Raw genomic sequence first — 21,315 nt, 5'->3', positions numbered from 1 at the left:
ATATCTCATCGATAAAAGCGCCCCCGCACCCGCTTAAGTTTCTCAATAAAACTTAGAGCTTAGAGCTTAGAGCTTAGAGCTTAGAGCTTAGAGCTTAGCGCTTAGATCTGGAAACTTGGAACTTGGAACTTGGAACTTGGAGCTTGGAACTTGGAACTTGGAACTTGGAACTTGGAGCTCTGAACTCAGGACTTAAAACCGAATAACATAAGAACCCCCATCCAGAACCCAATCAACCCGTCCCAATCTCCCCCCCATCCTCCCGCTGAATCACCACCGTAGAAGACCGCGGCCGAACCCGCTTGCCCCCAAAAGCCCCCTCGGTAGCATCTTCCGAAACTGGCCAGTTCCCCGGATGCTGAATATTGATAAACAACGTCCTGTTATCCGGCGTAAACGCAATCCCCGTCACCTCACACCCATTGGGCCCCACGAAAAACCGCCGCAACCCCCCTTGGTTTTCCCCATTCACCGGCACCTGTCGCCCCGCCGCATCCACCAGCAGACCTGGAATCACCGCCAGCAGTTGGTCGTTGGTGTAGTCGGTAAGGGTGCTCTCGCCGTTGTCAGTCTCGAACCACAACACGCCGCGGCTATCGAAACTCATGCCGTCGGGGCTGGCGAACTGGTTCAGTTCGGTCAGGCCGGAACGGTTGATGTCGGCAGCACCAGCGGCGTTTGCGCCGAACACGAAGATGTCCCAGTTGAAGCTCAACTGGTCGTCGCTGTCGTGCCAGCGAATAATGTGGCCGTGGCGGTTCGGGCCGCGTGGGTTGGCCGCATCGACCTTTTCCGGGGTACGTGCACTGTTGTTGGTCAGGGTCAGGTAGACGTCGCCGTTCAGCGGGTTGACCGTCGTCCATTCCGGGCGGTCCATCGGCGTCGCGCCTACGGCATCGCCAGCGCCACGGGTGTTGAGGATGATGCCCGGCAGGTCACCATACAGCGCGCCCAGGGTGCTGCCCCCCGTGGTGGCGGTGGCCACGTCCAGCAGTAGCCATACACCAGTGCCATCGGCGTTGAAGCGGGCCACGTAGAGCTTGCCCTGGTTCAGATACTTGGCGCCGGTAGCGAGGCGGTCGGCCGGGTTGGCATCGGCGGCATCCCACACGGCGGTTGACACCCACTTGTACAGGTACTCGTTGTTCGAGTCGTCACCCATGTACCACACCAGCGGCTTGCCCGCGACCGGCAGGCTTGGGGCGCAGCCCTCGTGGCGGAAGCGGCCCAGCGCGGTGCGTTTGGTGGCCAGGGTGCTGCTGTTGTACGGGTCGATCTCGACGATGTAGCCGTAGGTGCTGGCTTCGTTGCGGTAGTCGTCGGTGGCGCTGGCGCCCTTGATGGTCACGTCGAAACGGGCAAACTCGTCGGCCTCTTCGGTGCTGTCACCGGCTGCGCTTTCCCACTTGTACTGGCCGGTGGAGGTGCCCACGCCAATGCGGCGCTGGTCTTCGGGGCGGGTGCCCTTGTTGACGAAGATGCCCGGCCAGTTCTCTTCACAGGTCAGGTAGGTGCCCCACGGGGTGTAACCGTTGCCGCAGTTGTTGTTGGTACCGCGGCAGTGAGTACCGGCGGTGGAGTACTTGGTCTTGACGTGGTCGGTGCCGCGCAGCGGGCCGGTGATTTCCATGCGCGAAGCCGTGGTGAAGCGGCGGTTCAGCGGGTCGTTGTCGACAACCTGCCAGCGGCCGCTGACTTTTTTCAGGCGCACCACGCCAGCCCCATGGGCGTTGATTTCTTTTCGCACTTCCTCGACCGGGCGCTTGCCGTTGACATCAGTGGTTGGGCCAGCCGGGTGCAAGGCTGCAGGGTCGATGTACTCGAAGTTGATGGCCAGCAAGCCATCATCCGAGCTGCCATTGATGGGGAAGAAATGCATGCCGTCATGGTGCATGCCCATGGCGTTGGCCTGGTCGACAGAGGTATTGCTGCCGTCCGGCTTCCAGGGCGCGGCGTTCCGGTTAAGCGGTGTTCCCCATGGGGCCAGCACGCGTGCGCGGTAGCCCTTGGCAAGGGTGCACGCATCGGTGCGTGACCCAGGGATCGAGTCGAAGCCCAGCGCCAGCCCTGACCTGGCAGCGTTGCCGGTGACCGGCTCGCCAGGGCCGGCGGGCCTGCGGGTATCAGCACCGTTGAAACAACCGCCCAGGCTGGTGCCGGCGATCAGGGTGACGGCGGCGGCCAGGCCGCCGCGCATCACACTGCGTCGGCTCAGGTAAATGTCCATGACGGTGGCCATGGCCGTGTTGGTGCTGGGGTTGCGGTCCAAATTGTCGCCGGTGTCACGACTCATCACATGTCCTTGCGTTGCAGAGTTCAGACCGCACTCTAGTGGGCGATTGTGACGTTTGGTTTGCAGAACCATGAGCGGACGTTGCAACCCTGTGGCGCATTTGAAGAGGCCCCGCAAAGGGGCGCTCTGCCAAGGTTGCTCAGTCGCGCTTGGCGCCCAGGCTCGATGCCCACTGCTCGTTGCGGTTATGCCCACTGGTGCGGATCAGCCCGAGATCCAGGGCGTTTTCACCCTCTGCAGCCCCTTTGCCCTTGGCAATTTCGGCAATGGCGGTGCCCAGGTCCACAGGGGAATTGGACGCATCGATCGAAACAGCCCGCCGGTAGTCGCTGCCGCTCAGGGTTTGCTGCTTGATCGAGTTGGCGTCCAGCTTGACCTCGCCCCTGGCCGATTGCAGGCGGGCACCGACCAACTGGGCGTTGCCGCCAACCTGCAAGGCGATGCCCTCGCTGCCTTTGAGCGTGGCCTGTTGGGCGACACTGTCGCGTTGCTCGTGGACCACCTCAAGTCGCAGGGTAGGGGAGAAGCCCGGATCAGCCTTGCTCAGGGCAGGGCCGGCTTTTTCGCCGACTTTGCCGCCTAGCGGCCCGGCCAGCGATGTAGCAGCGTTGACATAGCCTTGTGGGTTCTTTTCCTGACTGAGCCTGGCATCACCCTTGACGCTGAGGTTATTGACGCGGTCCATCAGGCTGGCCACACGCAGATCGCCCTCTATGGCACCTTCGATCCGCGCGGCGTCCAGGCTGACGCCTTCGAGGCTGGCATCGCCGCCGCTGTGCAGCGCGATGCGCTCGGCACGCAGGTTGCCGGCGTTCCAGGTGAGGTTGTCGCGCTTGTCCATGTCCACCTTCAGACGGCCATGCAGGCCCCGCGTGTCCAGTGCGCCACTGCTGGCGTTGAAACCGGCACCGGCGGTGATGTCGAGGTTATTGCGCAGTTCCTGGTTCGACGAGGCTTCAAGCCGCATGCCGCCGTTCATGGCATCGAGCACGATTTCCTTGGCGCTGGCTTGCAGCCCCTGGACCTGCAGGGCCTGCGCGTCGCGTGCGCTGCTGGTCACGCTGAGGCGACCGTTACTGGCAAACTGCGCGTCGATGGCCTGGCGCGCGTTCTCTTGCTGCTTGCCATTGCCAAAGTGGCCGCCTACGCCGCCGCCTTGCGTGGTGCCGGTCTTGGCGGCCAACTCCAGTCCACCGCCCAGCTTCGCGCCACTGGCCTCTTGTGTGGCGGTTGCCGCCTTGACCTGCAACTGGCCATCGCTGTGCAGCGTGATATCGCCGGTCGGGGCTTCGCGGCTACCGATGCGTGTGCCTTCGAGCGTCAAGTCGCCACGGCTGGTCAACACCACCTGGCCCTTGCTGTCGATCTGCGCCACCTGAGCTGTGCTGGTGGCCTGGTCATTGCGCGCATGATCCAGATAGCCGCGCCCATCGATACCGGTACTGCCGGGGCGGTTGCCGACCTTGGCCCAGGCATTGCCGTCCAGCTGGCTGGATTGGCGCGCTTCACGGTCAGTGGCTTGGACCAGTTCCAGCGTACCGTCGCTGTGCATGCGCACGTCGCCTTTGCCTCCATCGATACGTGTGCCTTCATAACGCCCATCGCTGCCCAACTGCACCTTGATACCCTGCTGGCCATACAGGGAGCCCGCCACAGCCGTACTGACAGTGCTCTGGCGATCCAGAGAACCGCCGTTGCCGGCCGCGCGCACGTTCAGGTCCTGACCGGTAGTGGTATCCAGCCGAGCATCTGCACCAACGGTCAGGTGCTGCTCGCGCTTGTGCTCGGTATTGGCCGCAGCCTGCATGTCATGGTGCTGCGCCTGAATGTCGAGCGTGCCCGCATTGGCTCGCCAGGCAGTGCCCTGATCCTTGAGGGTATCGACCTTGACCTGCACGCTGGCACCGGAAAGTTCGCTGACCTGGGCAAAGCCACGGCGCTGGTTTTCCAGGCGCTTGAGGTGCTCGACGGTCATGTCGGCGCCTACGCTGGGCGCCACCATCGCGTCTTCGGGCGAGGCCTGCTGAAAGCGAGCAGCTTCTTCACCTAGCACCAGACGCTCGATGGGCCGGGTGAGATCACGGTATTCCAGGCTCCCGCCGAGGCTGGCAGACCAGTCATCCTGGCGTTGGGTTTGCTCGGAGGTGTTCTGCACCGCACGGTTCTCCATATGGGTGGCGGTAACCTGCAACGTTTCGCCGGCGTTTACCCGCGCAGCCTCGGTCACCAGCTCGTCGCTACGCAACCGTACGTTGCCGCTTGCCTGCAGTTCGGTGCGCTGCATCTTCTGCTCACGGTTGGTCTGTACGCCACGCTGGTGGTGGCCATCGAACTGGCTACCTATCCGGTCGATCCCGCCAGTCACCGTGAGGCCGCCACCACTCTGGGTGGTGGTAGTGGTGGTTTCGTGGGTAGCCTGGGTGGTGCCCAACGTCACTTTGCGGGCATCAATGTCCAGGTCCCCGGCCAGGGCGTTGATGGTGGAGCCGGTGACCTGCACATCGGCATCGGATTTGACACTCACCAAAGCCCCCTTGAGCTGGCTACCCACGTTTTCGGTTTTCTGCTCCTGGCCAGTGCGGGTGACAACGTCATAGCCCACGCTGGCCTTGTACTGGCGAGAACCGGGCTTGTCGCCGTCGGCCTCCTTGGTCTGCCCGGCGCTGGCGGTGAAGGTGCGCTGCTGGTTTCGAACCTCGCGTTGCTCGGTCGCCTGCACGCCAGTGATTGCCACATTGCCCTTGGCTTCGAGGCCAAGATGACCGCCAGCGCTGACATTGGCGCCCTCGATACGCAAATCCTCGGCACTGACCAGGCGCAGGTTGCTCTGCGCCCCTACCTCACTGACCAGCACCGCTTCGTTGCGCTCAGTGCTGCGGCTGTCGCTGGCAATCAGGCCGAACAGCTTGCTGTCGCGTGCATGATCGGTCCGGGTGCTGGTGCCCTTGTCCGCCTCCACGGCCAGCGAGCCTTGCTGGCTGTGCAGCGTCGCATCCTGCAGGCCTATTACCGTGCTGCCTCTGACAGTGAGCTTGTCGGCTGTGACGGTCAGGATGCCATCGCTGGTGAGGGTGCTGCCTGCCAGGTTGCGGCCCTCTTTCTCGTTGCCTTTGTGATCGCCGAAGAACGTACCGGACACCAGGTCACCGCGATAATTACGGCGCGTACTCTGCTCCTGCAACTGCGTCGTGGCGATCATGCCCTCCTTGGCCATGATGGCCAGGTCGCCGCGGCTGTGTAGGGTGCTGCCCTGCACGTTCAGGTTGCCGGCCGTCTGCACCTGCATCTGCCCTGCGGTGAGCATGCTGCCCTGGGCGTGCTCGGTGAAAGTGTCCGTGTCGCTGTCACCGCGCCACAGGTCCTTGCGGTGACGGATCTTTTCCTGGATGGCCTGGCTGTCGATACCCGCCAGGATGTCCAGGTTGCCCCCGCTGTCCAGATTCAGCCCATTGCCCGCTTGCAAGGTGGCGGCGGTCATGCGCATGTCGCCGCCGGAGGTAAGCACGATGCTGTCGTCGGCCTCCAGGCGGGTGCCGTGCTGCTGGGTGTCGGTGGTCGTGGTGTCGCGGTCGTAGGTTTCGCGCGTGACGAACAGGAACTTCTTGCTCCATTGCTCGTTGTCATGCTTGACCCGCTCAAGGGCCTGGGCATCGAGGGTCAGGGCCTGACCCGCCCGGGCTTCGATGCGGGGTGCTTTGGCCTCTACGGTGCGCAGTACCAGATCGCCCTGTGCATCGAGCTTCAAGGGGCCTTGCCCGCTGTGCAGGACGGTTGGGCTGGCCGCCGTACCCAGCACGTCCAGGTTGCCCGCCGACGCCATTTCGATGCCATCCGTGGCACTGACCAGGGGGGCTCGTACCCGCACACCCGCACCTTCGGCAGTGCTCACCACGCGGATGCGCCCCGCCTGCATGGCACCGAACAGGCTGGCGTCGATGCTGGCCGGCGTGGCGGTACGGTGCTCGACCACCGCGCCGCTAGCGTGATCGATCCGGTTGCGACCAGCGGTGATGTCCAGGGTGGTCGCGGCCGCCAGCAGGCCTTGGCTGTCGATGCGCGGCGCAATCAACGCGAGGGCGCCGTCGGCATTGCTCTGGCCGCCGTCCAGCACCTGCAGGGTGCCGCTGGCGTCGAGGGTATTGAGGTACTTGAGCTGCTGCTGCTCGAACGCCGGGGTGCCTACCAGAAAGCCTGCACGCGTGGTGTTGATGAAGCTGCCGCCGTTGAGGGTGATGCCGTTGGGGTTGGCCAGGATGTAGTCGGCAGCACGGCCGAATATTTCCTGGGGGCCCTGGATCAGTGAGGCACTGCGGCTGACCACTTCGTTGAGGATGGTCGACGCTGCCTGCCCCTGGAACTGAGGGTTGGCGGCCAGGGCACCGGCCAGCTGCGATTGCCCAGCCTGGGTGGCGTTGTTCAGCACCAGGCCTGCACGGTCGACGTTGTACTGGTTGAACTGGTTGTGCGAGAGGCCGTTGGCATCGGGCGGGACGATCTCGATCACCGGGACACCGTGGCCGTTGTTGATGAGCGGGGTGCCACCAGGGCCGTTGACGGCGTCCAGACCGCCTTCGGCCAATGCGCTGGTAGAGCCGAGCACGATCAGAAAGATAGCCCAGCGCAAGGTGTCCGGCTGGATGCAAAGAGAGGGCGAGGATGTCTTCATGGTTTTTCTCATTGTTGTGGGTGAATCAAAGGGTCATCGACCAGTCCAGCACCCAGAAACCAGGCTCATTGGGCCGGCCTGGGTGGTCGCTGGCGTATAGCGCGCGCTGGTAGTCCAGGCGCAGTCGGCTGCCTGGCAGACTGAATTCCAGGCCGGCTGCCGCACCGGCCAGGCGCTGCGACGGTGAGCCAGCAGCGGTGCGGGTCCAGCCCAGGTCAAGGCCGATGTAGGGGCGCATGTGCAGCGGTGCGCCCCACGTTTGGGGCAGGGGGTAGCTGACTGTGTTTCGCCACACCGCGCTGGTGGCGCCGGAATAGGTCTGCAAGCGGAACCCGCGTACCGCCGAATCGTCGCTGACCAGCATTTGCTCAACGGCCGGCAGTGCATCCTGGCTGTACTGCCCGTTGAGTTCGCTCTGCCAGCGCCACGGCTGGCTGGCCGGGCCTTGGCCGATGTAGAGCAGGCTGGCGCGGTACTTCCTGAAGTCGGGCCGCAGACGCTGTGCGCCCAAGGGTGCGCGGTCGGCGCCGAGCATCGTGACGCCCTGCGTCACACCCAGATAGCCGCTCCACAGGCCATGTTGCAGCCACAGCAGGTTCAGCCCGGCTTCAAGGGAGGTGAGGGTAGGGCTCTGCTGCACGACGACCGCCCCGGCATTGCGATTGACCAACGCCTTACGGTCGAGCCGCAGTGAGGCGCTGAGCATCCCGCGTTGGCCACGCCACAGCACGCGCTCGGCGCTCAACCCTTGATAACGGCTCCGGCCATCTGCGCTCAGCCTGCCGCTGGGCAGCGGGGCCTGGTAGCGCAGTTCGCTTGCACTCAGGGCAAAGCTCCAGCGGCCGTAGGGGACGCTGTAGTAAAGCGAAACACCTTGGCTACGGCCCGGGCCACCCAGCACCGTATGCGTCAGTGAAAAGCGCAGGTCGTCATTGAGATGCAGCGGGCTGTCCACACCGATGCCTGCCGTCAGCCGGTGGCGCCCGGTAAAATCGCTGCCCCGGTTGTCGAACCGCGTATCGAAATGCCAGCGCCCCTCTGCCCGGCGCGGTTGGACCACGACGCGCGTACCGCCCTGCATTTGCCCTGGCAACAGGTCCACACCCATGTCGAAGGCACGCAGGCGGTTGAGCTGATCGAGCCCCTGCTCGACGTCTGGCAGGTACAGCGGGCGCCCCAGCAGGTCTGGAAAAGCACCGGACAAGGACAGGGGCAGCTCGGGGCCAGCCAACTCGATGGATTCGACGAAGCCCTCGACCAGCACGATTTGCAACGGGTGCCCGTCCTGGGGCAGCTGGCGCAGGTAAGGCCGGCTGGTCGGATAGCCGGCTTGCACGTACTGCTCGGTGATGGCCTTGAGCAGCGTGTTGATCTGGGCAACGCCCATGCACGGCATGACGTTCAGGCGCACGGTGGTGGCCAGGGCAGCGTCGTCCAAGTGGCGATTGCCGGCGACCTCGACACCTGCGACCTTCCAGCAGCGCGCCTGAGCGGGTGCGGCGACGGGAGCCTGGGAGGGCGTTGCCGTGTCGGCCTTGTCCTGCCAGCGTTCCAGGCGGCGTTGCTGTTGCTGGTGTTGCAGGTCCAGCTGATGGTCGCGTAATTGCCAGCTGGCAACGTCTGCCCTCGCCTCACCGCAGGCGAGCACCATCAGGATAAAGCAGACAGCCAACAACTGGCGCTTGAGGGGGATAGGACAGTGCACTTGAGCATCCCAGCAATGCGGTACGGACTTCGTACTCGATTGCGTGGATGCTAAAAGCCGTGGCATTTCCCTGGATGCCATCCCGTGCCTAAGACAATGTCAGGCAGGTTCCAGCGAACGGGTGGGCTCTTTCCTACAAAAACAGATGAATTGCGCTAGATCAGGGCCGAATCTCGATCATCGTGCCATCGCGCACCAGGTTCCAGACTTCCTGCATGTCGCGGTTACGCATGGCGATGCAGCCGTCTGTCCAGTCCAGGGTATGGAAGTACCACTCGGGGTATTCGTCGTTGATCGGCGTGCCGTGGATCATGATCATGCTGCCGGCCTTCACGCCTGCCTGGCTGGCCCGGGCCGCATCGCTGACGTTGGGGTAGTCGATGTGCATAGCCAGGTTGAAGCGCTCGCTCTGCTTGCGCCAGTCCAGCCAGTAGAAGCCTTCCGGAGTCTTCTTGTCGCCTTCGCGCTGCTTGGGGCCCTTGGGTTGCTTGCCCAGGGAAATGCGGTAGGTCTTGATCGGCTCGCCGCGGCTGATCAGTTGCAGGCGACGTTCGGACTTGATGACCAGTACCTTGTCGACCTGAGGCTGCACCGCCGGTTGCGCAGGCGAGCCCGCCTGCACTGCCGAGACCGGTTTGCGGATGATGGTTTCGGTGTAGGCCGCCTGGGACATCGAGGCAACGCCAAGGCAGAGGAGGGCAAGCAACCAGCGCATGTAGCAATATCCTGAAGGCTCTGTACCGGGTTATGCGAAAGGCACTCGACGATGGTCATCACCGGGCGGCATTTCGTGAACCCTAACGGGGGGTGGTCGATACGTTCATCGGCGGCAGGTATTCATGGCCTATGGGGAACTGCTGCTCGATTCGGTCGCGATAGTAGCATTCTAATGTCCGTGCCACGGTCCGGAAAGCCAGGGCGTCCCAGGGGATCTCATGCTCCTCGAACAGTCGCACTTCCAGGCTTTCAACGCCGACTGCAAACGCAAGGTCCGCCAGCTCGGCGCGGAAGAAGACATGTACCTGGTTGATGTGCGGCAGGTCGAACAGCTGGTACAACGTCATCGAGCCTACACGCGCGCAGGCTTCTTCGACGGTCTCGCGACGGGCGGCCTGGTCGAGCGTCTCGCCGTTTTCCATGAAGCCGGCAGGCAAGGTCCAGAAACCACGGCGCGGTTCAATGGCGCGGCGGCACAGCAGCACCTGGCTACCATGGGTGGGCAGCACGCCGGCTACCACGTTGGGATTCTGGTAGTGGATGGTGTGGCACGCGGGGCAAACGTACCGCAACCGTGTGTCGCCTTGGGGGATCTGCTCGATGACCGGCTGACCGCACGCACTGCAGAAATTCATGGAGGCTTCCTTTTGTCGTGGCCTATCTTGGCGTGGTGGCTCGGCCGCCGCAAGCAGCAGGGGTTGGGTGGCTGACGGCTTTCGTGCATCATGCAGGGCAGGCCTTGGATACGAGTGAGCGCGATGCTGGACGAGCTACTTCGCCGAATGAGCAACCACCAACCTGCAACCCTGGAATCGGATCGGCGGTTCCCGGAAGCGGCGGTACTCTTGCCCATTACCCGCAGCGAAGTGCCTGAGCTTGTGCTGACCTTGCGCGCCAAGGGGCTTTCGACCCATGGTGGCGAAGTCGCCTTCCCAGGTGGACGGCGCGATCCCGAAGACCCGAACCTGGTCTTCACCGCCCTGCGCGAGGCTGAAGAAGAAATTGGCCTGCCACCAGGGCTGGTAGAGGTTCTTGGCCCGCTCAGCCCCCTAATATCCCTGCATGGCCTGAAGGTCACGCCCTACGTCGGCGTCATTCCCGACTTCGTCGAATACCGCCCCAACGATGCCGAGATCGCGGCGGTATTCACCGTTCCCCTGGAGTTCTTCCGCCAGGACCCTCGCGACCATACCCACCGCATCGATTACCAGGGCCGCAGCTGGTATGTGCCCAGTTACCGCTACGGCGAATACAAGATCTGGGGGCTGTCGGCGATCATGATCGTCGAACTGGTCAACCTGTTGTTCGACGCCGGTATCTCCCTGCACCGTCCCCCTGAGCGTCCTACCGACAAACGAGCAGGGCCCACCCTGCCATCGGCATCCCAGCCTGAGGAGCAACCATGAAATATCGCCTGGGCGACCTGCGGGTCGAGACTCATCCCACCAGTTGGGCTGCACCCAACGCCACGCTCATCGGCAATGTCCGTCTCCAGGCCCATGCCAGCGTCTGGTTTGGCGCTGTGCTGCGTGGTGACAACGAGCTGATCGACATCGGTGAAGGCAGCAACGTGCAGGACGGCACCGTGATGCATACCGACATGGGCTCGCCCCTGACCTTGGGTAAAGGCGTGACCGTTGGGCATAACGCCATGCTTCATGGCTGCACGGTGGGCGACTACAGCCTGATCGGCATCAACGCGGTCGTGCTCAATGGTGCACGTATCGGCAAGCACTGCATCATCGGCGCCAATGCCCTGATCGCCGAGGGCAAGGAGATTCCCGATGGTTCGCTGGTCATGGGCTCGCCCGGCAAGGTCGTGCGCGAGCTGACCGAACAACAGAAGCGCATGCTTGAGGCCAGCGCGGCGCACTATGTCCATAACGCCCAGCGCTACGGCAAGGAGCTGGTGCCCGACGATGAGTGAGGTAAACGAGCGCCCGGTGGCGTCCCCCTGCGTCAACATCTGTGCCCTTGATGAGCAGGATATCTGTACCGGCTGCCAGCGCAGCGTGGCAGAGATAGGCCAATGGGGCCGTATGAGCAATGATGAGCGACGCGGTGTGCTCAGGCGTTGCCATGAGCGCGCCACCGAAGCCGGGCTGGTGCTCTAGCGGTACTGCGGTTGCCTCCCAGGGCGGGCGACGGTAATCTGTGCCGCTTGCCCAAAGACTACCCGCCATGCTCTTTCTGATTGCCTATATCAGCAGTGTCGTGCTGATCAACTACGCCTTCTCCAGCGCCCCGCACCTGGACGTCATCTGGTCCGCCTGGGGTGGCCTGGTCTTCATCCTGCGCGACATGGTGCAGACCCGCTTCGGGCATGGGGCGCTGGTGGCCATGCTGGCGGCTCTGGTGCTGTCCTACGTCACCTCCGAGCCTGCCATCGCCCTGGCCAGCGCCACGGCGTTCTTCGTCTCCGAGCTGATCGACTGGCTGGTCTTCAGCGTCACCCGGCGGCCCCTGCGCGACCGGCTGTGGTTGAGCTCGGCATTAAGCATTCCGGTCGATACGTTCATCTTCTTCGGCATGATCGGTGCGCTCACACCGATGGTGATCGGCACCGCCATGGCGTCGAAGTTCGCCGGTGTCACGGCCGTCTGGCTGGCCATGGCATTTCGCGCCCGACGGGCTGCCGTGGCGGGCTGATGGTGTAGAATAGCGGTCCTTTTTCAGCGGGTGGTGCCGAGCCAGGCGCGGCCCCGGATGCCTTCGAGGACCTGAAATGACCCGTATCGGAACTCCCCTGTCGCCCACCGCGACCCGTGTACTGCTCTGTGGCTGTGGCGAGTTGGGCAAGGAAGTGGTGATCGAGCTCCAGCGCCTGGGCGTGGAAGTGATTGCCGTTGACCGCTACGCCGACGCGCCGGCCATGCAGGTTGCCCACCGCAGCCACGTGGTCAACATGCTCGATGGGGTGGCGCTGCGCGCTGTCATCGAGGCCGAGAAGCCGCACTACATCGTGCCGGAAATCGAAGCCATCGCCACCGCCACGCTGGTGGAACTGGAAAGCGAAGGTTTCAACGTGGTGCCCACTGCACGCGCCACGCAACTGACCATGAACCGTGAAGGCATTCGTCGTCTGGCTGCCGAAGAATTGGACCTGCCCACCTCGCCCTACCACTTTGCCGACACCTACGAAGACTATGCCGAGGCTGTCGCCGATGTCGGCTACCCTTGCGTGGTCAAGCCGGTGATGAGCTCGTCCGGCAAGGGGCAGAGCCTGCTGCGCAGCGATGCCGACCTGCAGAGCGCGTGGGCCTACGCACAGGAAGGTGGGCGCGCCGGCAAGGGGCGGGTGATTGTCGAAGGTTTCATCGATTTCGATTACGAGATCACCCTGCTGACCGTGCGTCACGTCGGGGGCACCACTTTCCTCGAACCGGTTGGGCACCGTCAGGAAAAAGGCGACTACCAGGAGTCCTGGCAGCCGCAGGCCATGACCCCCAAGGCGCTGGCCGAGTCGCAGCGGGTGGCCAAGGCGGTCACCGATGCCCTGGGCGGGCGTGGGCTGTTCGGTGTGGAGTTGTTCGTCAAGGGCGATCAGGTCTGGTTCAGCGAAGTGTCGCCACGCCCGCACGACACCGGCCTTGTTACCCTGATCTCCCAGGACCTGTCGCAGTTCGCCCTGCATGCCCGCGCCATTCTCGGGTTGCCAATCCCGGTGGTGCGTCAGTTCGGTCCTAGTGCTTCGGCCGTTATCCTGCCGCAGGGGCACTCACAGCAGACCGCCTTCGCCAATCTCGGCGCTGCGCTGAGCGAACCGGATACCGCTATTCGCCTGTTCGGCAAGCCTGAGATCAGCGGCACTCGTCGTATGGGCGTTTGCCTGGCCCGTGACGAATCCATCGAAGCGGCGCGCGCCAAGGCGACCCGTGCGGCCCAGGCCGTGGAAGTAGAGTTCTGATAGACCCGTCGGGGCCGCTCAGGCAGCCCCGACAGTCCTGCTATGAAGTCGCTGAGCGTCCTAAAGCTCGGTATTGCGCGTCTCCTTCAGGCACAGTACGGCGATCAGGCTGATCACGGCCGCCGCCGAGACATATCCGCCTACCCAGCTCAGGCCGCCCATGCTCACCAGCTTCTGAGCGAAGAACGGCGCTGCCGATGCGCCAACAATACCGCCCAGGTTATAGGCTGCCGAAGCGCCGGTATAACGCACATGGGTCGGGAACAGCTCTGGCAGCAAGGCGCCCATTGGCGCGAAGGTCACGCCCATCAGGAACAACTCGATGGCCAGGAACAGTGCCACGCCGGTGGTCGAGCCCGAGGTCAGCAGCGGTTCCATGGTAAAACCTGACGCCACGGCCAGCAGGCCGCCGACGATCAGCACAGGCTTGCGTCCGTAGCGATCGCTGAGCCAGGCCGACAGCGGCGTCGCCAAGGCCATGAACACCACCGCAAAGCACAACAGCCCCAGGAACGTTTCACGGCTGTAGCCCAGCGTGCTTACGCCGTAGCTCAAGGAGAAGACGGTGGAAATGTAGAACAGCGCATAGCACACCACCATGGCTGCGGCACCCAGCAGGGTCGGGCGCCAATGCCTGGCGAACAGGTCCACCACCGGCAGCTTCACGCGCTCCTGGCGGGCCACCGCCTTGGCGAACACCGGGCTTTCCTCAAGCTTCAGGCGCACATACAGCCCCACCAGCACCAGGGCGGCGCTGAGCAGAAACGGTATGCGCCAGCCCCACTGGCGGAACTGTTCGTCGCTGAGCGTCAGTGCCAAGGTAAGGAACAGGCCATTGGCTGCCAGAAACCCGATCGAAGGGCCCAGTTGCGGGAACATGCCGAACCACGCCCGTTTACCGTGGGGCGCATTTTCGGTGGCCAGCAGGGCCGCACCGCCCCATTCGCCGCCCAGCCCCAGCCCTTGGCCAAAACGCAATAGGCAAAGGATGATCGGTGCCCACACGCCAATGCTGTCATACCCCGGTAAAACGCCGATGGCGGTGGTGGAAACACCCATCAACAGCAGCGAGGCAACCAGCGTGGACTTGCGTCCGATGCGGTCGCCGAAGTGACCGAACAGCGCAGAGCCCAGTGGCCTGGCCAGAAAGGCGATGCCAAAGGTCAGGAAGGCCGCCAGCATCTGGGCAGTGCCGGACCCGGACGGGAAGAACACCGGCCCGATGACCAGGGCGGCCGCCGTGGCGTAGACATAGAAATCGTAGAACTCGATGGCGGTGCCGATGAAGCTGGCAGTGGCAACCCGCGCGGGCGAGTTGACCGGCGCGGCAGGTGCGCCGGCGTAGGTGCTGGTTGTCATTGAAGGTCCCTGGCGGTCTGGGGCAACGCCACGGTGCTCTGTCGGCCTGCAACGGACACACCGATTGCAGCCGCCCGAACAATGGTTCCCATGGCGCTGGCGCGATTGTTGTTGTGTTCGCCTGGCTGACGATAGCCCAAGGGGATAGGGGCGGGCGGACACTGCTCAGGGTGGTGAAGCAGGACCGCAGGGCGTTTCAGCGAAGCGGACTGACCGTGGAGCGCCGAGTGCGGGTAGCAGGCGGGACGGCAGGGCTGGGTAAGCGTTGCCCGAGTATAGCTATCGGGTTGCCGTCCATACCAGTACCTTGCTGGCGCAATTGTCTTCAGTTTCAAGGATTTCCAGGCGATAGCGGCCGATTTTCAGGCACACCGCACTTTCCGGGATGCTTTCCAGCGCTTCGGTCACCAGGCCGTTAAGGGTCTTAGGCCCGCCATCGCACGGCAGATGCCAGCCCAGGCTACGGTTGATCTCCCGCAGCGAGGCCGTGCCATCGATGACATAGGTACCGTCAGGCTGCTTGTGGACATGGGGGTTGCCCAGGCTCTGGTCATCTTCGAACTCGCCGACGATTTCCTCGAGGATGTCCTCCAAGGTGACGATCCCCAGTACTTCACCGTACTCATCTACCACCACGCCCAGGCGCCGCTGCTGCTTGTGGAAATTGAGCAACTGCAGGTTCAAGGGCGTGCTTTCGGGCACGAAATAGGGCTCGTAGCACGCCTGGCGCAGAGCTTCGAGGGTCAGTGCGGCCTGGGGCAACAAGTGGCTGATCAGCTTGGTGTTGAGGATGGCTTCGACCTGGTTGATGTCGCTGTGGTACACCGGCAAGCGGGTGTGACGGCTGACGATCAGTTGCTCGATGATGCGCTCGATCGGCTCGTCGAGGTTGATGCCATCGACCTCGTTGCGCGGCACCAGAATGTCGTTGACGGTGATCTTGTCCAGGGACTGGATGCCGTCGAGCAACCCCCGTCGTGGGGTTTCCGGGTGCTCGTCGTCCTCGAAATCGTCGGCTTGCTCGGGGTGCAGGGCGACTGCGGCAGGCTGCTTGCGCAGTGGGCGTAGTAACAGCTTGGCGCAGCCGTCGAGTATACCGGCCAGCGGTTGCAGCAGTACCAGTGGAGGCTTGAGCAGCGCACCCAGGCTGACGAAGACCTGTGGGTTGCGTCTGGCCAGGCGACGAGGCAGGTACTCGGCGAACACCAAAAGAGCAGCAGCGGCAGCCAGGCCTGCCTGCCACAGGCCAGCGTCACCACCGTGACGCAGCCCGATCAGGCAGGCCAGCGCCAGTACCAGCCATTTGCCCAGGCTGGCGCCCAGGACCAGGGCAGGGCCCGAAAGCTTGGGTTGGCTGTCCTTCTCGCCGCCCGACACCATCGTGTGCAGGCGTGCGGTCTCGATGGCGGTGAGCAGTGCAGACCACAGCAGGGCAATTGCCGAGGTGCCGAGAAGCGGTGCGTACGGCAGGATGTTCATGAAAGGCCGTCAGATGTGCAGAATGAATTCGCGAACCAGCTTGCTGCCGAAATAGGCCAGCATCAGCAGGCAGAAGCCTGCCAAGGTCCAGCGGATGGCCTTGTGGCCCCGCCAACCCAGGCGGGTACGCCCCCACAACAGTACGCTGAACACGACCCAGGCCACGCAAGCCAGCAACGTCTTGTGCACCAGGTGCTGGGCGAACAGGTTGTCGAGGAACAGCCAGCCGGACACCAGCGACAGCGACAGCAGGCACCAGCCTGCCCAGAGGAAACCGAACAGCAGGCTTTCCATGGTTTGCAGTGGCGGGAAGTTTCGAATCAGGCCAGAGGGGTGCTTGTGCTTGAGTTGATGGTCCTGCACCAGCAACAGCAACGACTGGAACACGGCGATGGTGAACAGGCCGTAGGCCAGGATCGACAGAAGGATGTGAGCAAGGATGCCCGGTTCCTCATCGATCAGCGGCACGGTGCCGGGCGGCGCGAATTGGGCCAGCAGCGCGGTGACCGCACCGAGTGGGAACAATAGCACCAGCAGGTTCTCCACAGGGATGCGCAGGCATGCCAGCAAGGTCAGGGCGATGACGGCTACGGCGATCAGGCTGGCGGCACTGAAGAAATCCAGGCTCAGGCCAAGCGGGGTGATCAGCTGAAAGAACAGCGCACCGCCCTGGGCTATCACCGCAATGGTGCCCAACAGACCGGGGAGCCGTTTGTCGATCTTGCGGCCCTTGGCCAGGGATGAACCCTGGTAGACGGCTGCGACGATGTAGAGCGCAGCGGCAATCAGGTTGGGGATGAGGCTGGGAGAGGAGACCATAAGTCCTGGTGGGCGAGCCTTAAAGAGACAGAGTTTGGCATAAACCGCGCCGCTCTAGGAAGACTGACGGGCGCGCAAGGCGGCGGCGGTGCAGGCACCGGGCAAACCCCGTCGCGACCGGCGAGTGCCGCTTAAGGTGTGCGCGGTCGCTTCACTTCGCTATAATCGCCGCCTTGCTGTGCCTGGCGGGTGTGCATTTCCCCGCGGGCGCCTGACAACCTCGGCTTTTACTGGGCCAGAAAGGATCATCATGTTCGAAAACCTGACCGACCGCCTGTCACAGACGCTGCGCCATGTCACCGGCAAGGCCAAGCTGACCGAAGACAACATCAAGGACACGCTGCGCGAAGTGCGCATGGCCCTGCTCGAGGCCGACGTTGCCCTGCCGGTGGTGAAGGATTTCGTCAACAGCGTCAAGGAACGTGCCGTCGGCACCGAAGTGTCGCGCAGCCTCACCCCAGGCCAGGCCTTCGTCAAGATCGTCCAGGCCGAACTCGAAAGCCTCATGGGTGCGGCCAACGAAGATCTGGCGCTCAATGCCGCCCCGCCTGCCGTGGTGCTGATGGCCGGCCTGCAAGGTGCGGGCAAGACCACCACTGCCGGCAAGCTGGCGCGCTTCCTTAAAGAGCGCAAGAAAAAGAGCGTGATGGTGGTGTCTGCCGACGTCTATCGTCCGGCGGCTATCAAGCAGCTCGAGACCCTGGCCAACGACATCGGCGTCACCTTTTTCCCGTCTGACATCAGCCAGAAGCCGGTCGCCATCGCCGAAGCCGCCATCCGCGAAGCCAAACTCAAGTTCATCGATGTGGTGATCGTCGATACCGCAGGCCGTCTGCACATCGACGCCGACATGATGGATGAGATCAAGGCCCTGCACGCCGCGGTCAAGCCCATCGAAACGCTGTTCGTGGTCGATGCCATGACCGGTCAGGACGCCGCCAACACCGCCAAGGCGTTCGGCGAAGCCCTGCCGTTGACCGGCGTTGTGCTGACCAAGGTCGATGGTGATGCGCGTGGCGGTGCGGCGCTGTCGGTGCGCGCCATCACCGGCAAGCCGATCAAGTTCATCGGCATGGGCGAGAAGAGCGAAGCGCTCGAACCGTTCCACCCCGACCGGGTGGCCTCGCGCATCCTGGGCATGGGCGACGTGCTCAGCCTGATCGAGCAGGCCGAGCAGACCATCGACAAGGCCAAAGCCGACAAACTCGCCAAGAAACTGAAGAAAGGCAAGGGCTTCGACCTCGAGGACTTCCGTGACCAGCTTCAGCAGATGAAGAACATGGGCGGCCTGGGCGGGCTGATGGACAAGCTGCCGAGCATTGGCGGCGTTAACCTGTCGCAGATGGGCAATGCCCAAGGCGCCGCCGAGAAGCAGTTCAAGCAGATGGAGGCGATCATCAACTCCATGACCCCGGCCGAGCGCCGCGATCCCGACCTGATCAGCGGCTCGCGCAAACGCCGCATCGCCTTGGGTTCCGGCACTCAGGTGCAGGACATCGGCCGGCTGATCAAGCAGCACAAGCAGATGCAGAAAATGATGAAGAAGTTCTCCAGCAAGGGCGGCATGGCCAAGATGATGCGTGGGCTCGGCGGCATGCTGCCGGGCGGTGGCATGCCCAAGCTGTGAAGTTTTCCGGGGCAGGTCATTTTTGGCCGGCCCCTCACCCCGCGCAAGCGGGACAACGGTCGCGATTTTCGCGGCTTACGCAGCAAGTCTGGACGGTCGGGCAAGTGCCGACCGAAAAAGTCATTTGCAAATGTCCGTGTATTCCTTGAGAATATGCGGCCTTTTGGGCACCCGTGTGCCTATTTGGCATTCAGATTTGCAGTACCAACTGCAGCACCGACTATAGGAACGATGTTCACATGGTAACCATTCGTCTGGCCCGTGGCGGCTCGAAAAAGCGCCCTTTCTACCACCTGACCGTGACCAACTCGCGTAACGCCCGTGACGGCCGTTTCGTTGAGCGCGTAGGTTTCTTCAACCCGATCGCTGCTGGCGCCGAAGTTAAGCTGTCGGTCAACCAAGAGCGCGTCACCTACTGGCTGAGCCAGGGTGCACAGCCGTCTGAGCGTGTTGCTCAGCTGCTGAAGGACGCTGCCAAGGCTGCCGCCTGAGCAATATGAACGCGACGCCAGAAAAGGCTGACGACCTCATCGTCGTTGGCAAGATTTTTTCGGTTCACGGCGTTCGCGGCGAGGTGAAGGTGTATTCCTTTACCGATCCGATTGAAAACCTGTTGGATTATCCAAGCTGGACGCTTCGGCACGAAGGCAAGGTAAAGCAGGTCGAGCTGGTCAGCGGTCGTGGCTCCCAAAAGGGCCTGGTCGTAAAACTGAAAGGTCTCGAGGATCGTGACGAAGCCCGTCTTCTGAGCGGTTACGAAATCTGCATTGCGCGGAGCCTTTTGCCCAACCTGGCCGCCGATGAGTACTACTGGTACCAGTTGGTAGGTCTGAAGGTCATCAACCAGGACGAACACCTGTTCGGCAAGGTCGATCACCTGTTGGAGACCGGTGCGAACGATGTAATGGTGGTCAAGCCGTGTGCAGGCAGCCTGGATGATCGCGAGCGTTTGTTGCCCTACACGGCGCAATGCGTGCTCGATATCGACCTGGATGCAGGCGTGATGCGGGTTGAGTGGGACGCGGACTTCTAACCGATGGGTAACCTTCGCGTAGACGTCATCACGTTGTTCCCCGAGATGTTTTCGGCCATCACGGAGTACGGCATTACCAGCCGCGCGGTGAAACAGGGGTTGCTCCAGGTAACGTGCTGGAACCCGCGGGACTACACCACAGATCGTCACCATACGGTAGATGATCGGCCGTTTGGCGGTGGTCCTGGCATGGTGATGAAAATCAAGCCTCTGGAAGATGCCCTGGTCAACGCCAGGCAGGCAACCGGAGCTGCGGCGAAGGTGATCTACCTCTCGCCACAAGGCCGCAAGCTGACTCAGCAGGCGGTCAAAGGCCTGGCCGAACAGGAATCATTGATCCTGATCGCCGGTCGTTATGAAGGCATCGACGAGCGTTTCATTGAAGCTCATGTCGATGAGGAGTGGTCGATTGGCGACTATGTGCTTTCCGGTGGCGAGCTACCGGCCATGGTACTGATCGATGCGGTTACACGGCTGCTGCCCGGAGCTTTAGGGCATGTGGACTCGGCGGAGGAAGATTCTTTCACCGATGGTCTGCTTGATTGCCCGCACTACACCCGACCTGAGGTGTATGCGGATCAGCGTGTTCCCGACGTGTTGCTCAGTGGCAACCATGCACACATCCGGCGTTGGAGAATGAAGCAGTCCCTTGGTAGGACCTTCGAACGACGCGCCGATCTTCTGGAAAGTCGCTCGCTTTCTGGAGAAGAGAAGAAGCTGCTCGAGGAATACCTCCGCGAGCGGGACGATAGTTAAACGTATCGATGGTGGATCACGATCCATCTTAGGAGCACAGCATGACCAACAAGATCATCCAGCAGCTCGAAGCCGAGCAGATGAGCAAGGAAATCCCGACCTTCGCACCCGGCGACACCGTTGTCGTCCAGGTTAAAGTGAAGGAAGGTGAGCGTTCCCGTCTGCAGGCGTTCGAAGGCGTCGTTATCGCCAAGCGCAACCGTGGTCTGAACAGCGCCTTCACCGTGCGCAAGATCTCCAGCGGCGTTGGTGTAGAGCGTACCTTCCAGACCTTCAGCCCACAGATCGACAGCCTGGCCGTGAAACGTCGTGGTGACGTGCGTAAAGCCAAGCTGTACTACCTGCGCGATCTGTCCGGCAAAGCCGCTCGCATCAAGGAAAAACTGTCCTGAGTACAGTTTGCCCGGCGACCCAGGTCGCCTAGCGAGAAAGAAGCAGCCTTCGGGCTGCTTTTTTGCGTTTTGAACTCCGTACAGGTGACAGCCATGACCACCCGAGACCAGGAAATCCAGCGCCGCACCGAGCTTTCGGTCACCCGCGTGACCAAGGCGGTGTTCCCCAACACCACCAACCATCACAACACCTTGTTCGGTGGCACGGCCCTGGCATGGATGGACGAAGTGTCCTTCATCGCGGCCACGCGTTTCTGCCGCTTGCCATTGGTGACCGTTTCCACCGATCGCATCGACTTCAAGCACCCAATCCCGGCGGGCTCGATCGTCGAGCTGGTGGGTACGGTAATCAAGGTAGGCAACACGAGCTTGCAGGTACAGGTGGATGTCTTCGTCGAAAACATGTACCTCGATGGCCGAGAGCGGGCGATTCACGGCGTCTTCAGTTTCGTTGCCATCGACGAAGACAAGCGCCCGGTGCCGGTGCTGGAAGCATCGAAACCCCAAAAGTGAACGGATGTCCAACATTTGGGGCGCAGCTCAAAAGCTGGGGCCGCTGCGC

General features: G+C 62.8%; 19 protein-coding genes. 11 read left to right on the top strand and 8 right to left on the bottom strand.

The genetic code is table 11. The annotated features are described in order from the left end of the window. Nucleotides 1–232 precede the first annotated feature (232 nt). The 5 genes from ACF8E5_RS15235 to ACF8E5_RS15215 form a co-directional block, all read right to left on the bottom strand. A complete protein-coding gene (locus tag ACF8E5_RS15235) occupies nucleotides 233–2,293 on the bottom strand; it encodes a PhoX family protein (RefSeq protein WP_392475475.1) in 2,061 nt (686 codons plus the stop codon). A gap of 139 nt (nucleotides 2,294–2,432) precedes the next feature. Then, a complete protein-coding gene (locus ACF8E5_RS15230; protein ID WP_392475474.1) occupies nucleotides 2,433–6,959 on the bottom strand; it encodes a hemagglutinin repeat-containing protein in 4,527 nt (1,508 codons plus the stop codon). A 25-nt stretch (nucleotides 6,960–6,984) separates the two neighbouring features. After that, nucleotides 6,985–8,610 (bottom strand): ShlB/FhaC/HecB family hemolysin secretion/activation protein, encoded by a 1,626-nt coding sequence (locus ACF8E5_RS15225; RefSeq protein ID WP_196186684.1) that lies wholly within the window; start codon nucleotides 8,608–8,610, stop codon nucleotides 6,985–6,987. 214 nt (nucleotides 8,611–8,824) lie between these two features. Then, nucleotides 8,825–9,379: a murein L,D-transpeptidase family protein gene (locus tag ACF8E5_RS15220; RefSeq protein WP_196142840.1), complete on the bottom strand. Its 555-nt coding sequence runs from the start codon at nucleotides 9,377–9,379 to the stop codon at nucleotides 8,825–8,827. Nucleotides 9,380–9,461: 82 nt separating this feature from the next. Then, complete coding sequence (locus ACF8E5_RS15215; RefSeq protein ID WP_058604487.1) at nucleotides 9,462–10,016, bottom strand: NUDIX hydrolase; 555 nt, start codon at nucleotides 10,014–10,016, stop codon at nucleotides 9,462–9,464. 114 nt (nucleotides 10,017–10,130) lie between these two features. Here ACF8E5_RS15215 and ACF8E5_RS15210 point away from each other — a divergent pair, with 114 nt between their 5' ends. The 5 genes from ACF8E5_RS15210 (at nucleotide 10,131) to purT (ending at nucleotide 13,288) form a co-directional block, all read left to right on the top strand. After that, nucleotides 10,131–10,787, top strand: coding sequence for a CoA pyrophosphatase (locus ACF8E5_RS15210; RefSeq protein WP_228385145.1), 657 nt, complete (start codon nucleotides 10,131–10,133; stop codon nucleotides 10,785–10,787). Continuing rightward, nucleotides 10,784–11,308: a gamma carbonic anhydrase family protein gene (locus tag ACF8E5_RS15205; RefSeq protein ID WP_058604489.1), complete on the top strand. Its 525-nt coding sequence runs from the start codon at nucleotides 10,784–10,786 to the stop codon at nucleotides 11,306–11,308. Before ACF8E5_RS15210 ends, ACF8E5_RS15205 begins: the two co-directional genes overlap by 4 nt. Further along, entirely contained in the window at nucleotides 11,301–11,495 is a 195-nt protein-coding gene (locus tag ACF8E5_RS15200) for a DUF1289 domain-containing protein (RefSeq protein ID WP_058604490.1), read from the top strand. The genes ACF8E5_RS15205 and ACF8E5_RS15200 overlap by 8 nt, the downstream gene beginning before the upstream one ends. A gap of 67 nt (nucleotides 11,496–11,562) precedes the next feature. Next, complete coding sequence (locus ACF8E5_RS15195) at nucleotides 11,563–12,030, top strand: VUT family protein (RefSeq protein ID WP_023533643.1); 468 nt, start codon at nucleotides 11,563–11,565, stop codon at nucleotides 12,028–12,030. A gap of 76 nt (nucleotides 12,031–12,106) precedes the next feature. After that, nucleotides 12,107–13,288, top strand: coding sequence for a formate-dependent phosphoribosylglycinamide formyltransferase (gene purT / locus ACF8E5_RS15190; protein WP_078479009.1), 1,182 nt, complete (start codon nucleotides 12,107–12,109; stop codon nucleotides 13,286–13,288). Between the two features lie 60 nt (nucleotides 13,289–13,348). On the opposite strand, the gene ACF8E5_RS15185 is transcribed toward purT, so the two are convergent. From ACF8E5_RS15185 to ACF8E5_RS15175, 3 genes are all read right to left on the bottom strand, one after another. Further along, entirely contained in the window at nucleotides 13,349–14,647 is a 1,299-nt protein-coding gene (locus tag ACF8E5_RS15185) for an MFS transporter (protein ID WP_058637439.1), read from the bottom strand. Between the two features lie 279 nt (nucleotides 14,648–14,926). Next, a complete protein-coding gene (locus tag ACF8E5_RS15180; protein WP_058637440.1) occupies nucleotides 14,927–16,126 on the bottom strand; it encodes a transporter associated domain-containing protein in 1,200 nt (399 codons plus the stop codon). A gap of 9 nt (nucleotides 16,127–16,135) precedes the next feature. Next, the gene (locus ACF8E5_RS15175; RefSeq protein ID WP_392475473.1) at nucleotides 16,136–16,945 is read right to left on the bottom strand and encodes an inner membrane protein YpjD; all 810 of its coding nucleotides are present in this window, start codon (nucleotides 16,943–16,945) and stop codon (nucleotides 16,136–16,138) included. A gap of 250 nt (nucleotides 16,946–17,195) precedes the next feature. Here ACF8E5_RS15175 and ffh point away from each other — a divergent pair, with 250 nt between their 5' ends. The 6 genes from ffh (at nucleotide 17,196) to ACF8E5_RS15145 (ending at nucleotide 21,266) form a co-directional block, all read left to right on the top strand. Beyond that, complete coding sequence (gene ffh, locus ACF8E5_RS15170) at nucleotides 17,196–18,572, top strand: signal recognition particle protein (protein WP_023533651.1); 1,377 nt, start codon at nucleotides 17,196–17,198, stop codon at nucleotides 18,570–18,572. A gap of 239 nt (nucleotides 18,573–18,811) precedes the next feature. Beyond that, nucleotides 18,812–19,063 carry a 30S ribosomal protein S16 gene (gene rpsP / locus ACF8E5_RS15165; RefSeq protein ID WP_023533649.1) on the top strand — a complete coding sequence of 84 codons (252 nt, stop codon included), beginning with the start codon at nucleotides 18,812–18,814 and terminating at the stop codon, nucleotides 19,061–19,063. Between the two features lie 5 nt (nucleotides 19,064–19,068). After that, complete coding sequence (rimM, locus tag ACF8E5_RS15160) at nucleotides 19,069–19,605, top strand: ribosome maturation factor RimM (protein WP_027913820.1); 537 nt, start codon at nucleotides 19,069–19,071, stop codon at nucleotides 19,603–19,605. A 3-nt stretch (nucleotides 19,606–19,608) separates the two neighbouring features. Then, nucleotides 19,609–20,361 (top strand): tRNA (guanosine(37)-N1)-methyltransferase TrmD, encoded by a 753-nt coding sequence (gene trmD / locus ACF8E5_RS15155; protein ID WP_028634846.1) that lies wholly within the window; start codon nucleotides 19,609–19,611, stop codon nucleotides 20,359–20,361. Nucleotides 20,362–20,402: 41 nt separating this feature from the next. Then, a complete protein-coding gene (gene rplS / locus ACF8E5_RS15150) occupies nucleotides 20,403–20,753 on the top strand; it encodes a 50S ribosomal protein L19 (RefSeq protein ID WP_023533640.1) in 351 nt (116 codons plus the stop codon). A 93-nt stretch (nucleotides 20,754–20,846) separates the two neighbouring features. Further along, the gene (locus ACF8E5_RS15145; protein ID WP_058637442.1) at nucleotides 20,847–21,266 is read left to right on the top strand and encodes an acyl-CoA thioesterase; all 420 of its coding nucleotides are present in this window, start codon (nucleotides 20,847–20,849) and stop codon (nucleotides 21,264–21,266) included. Nucleotides 21,267–21,315 lie beyond the last annotated feature (49 nt).

The sequence above is a fragment of the Pseudomonas sp. WSY_20 genome, from assembly GCF_043104335.1.
Classification (GTDB): domain Bacteria; phylum Pseudomonadota; class Gammaproteobacteria; order Pseudomonadales; family Pseudomonadaceae; genus Aquipseudomonas; species Aquipseudomonas parafulva_B.
This window is presented reverse-complemented; position numbering and strand designations above follow the sequence as displayed.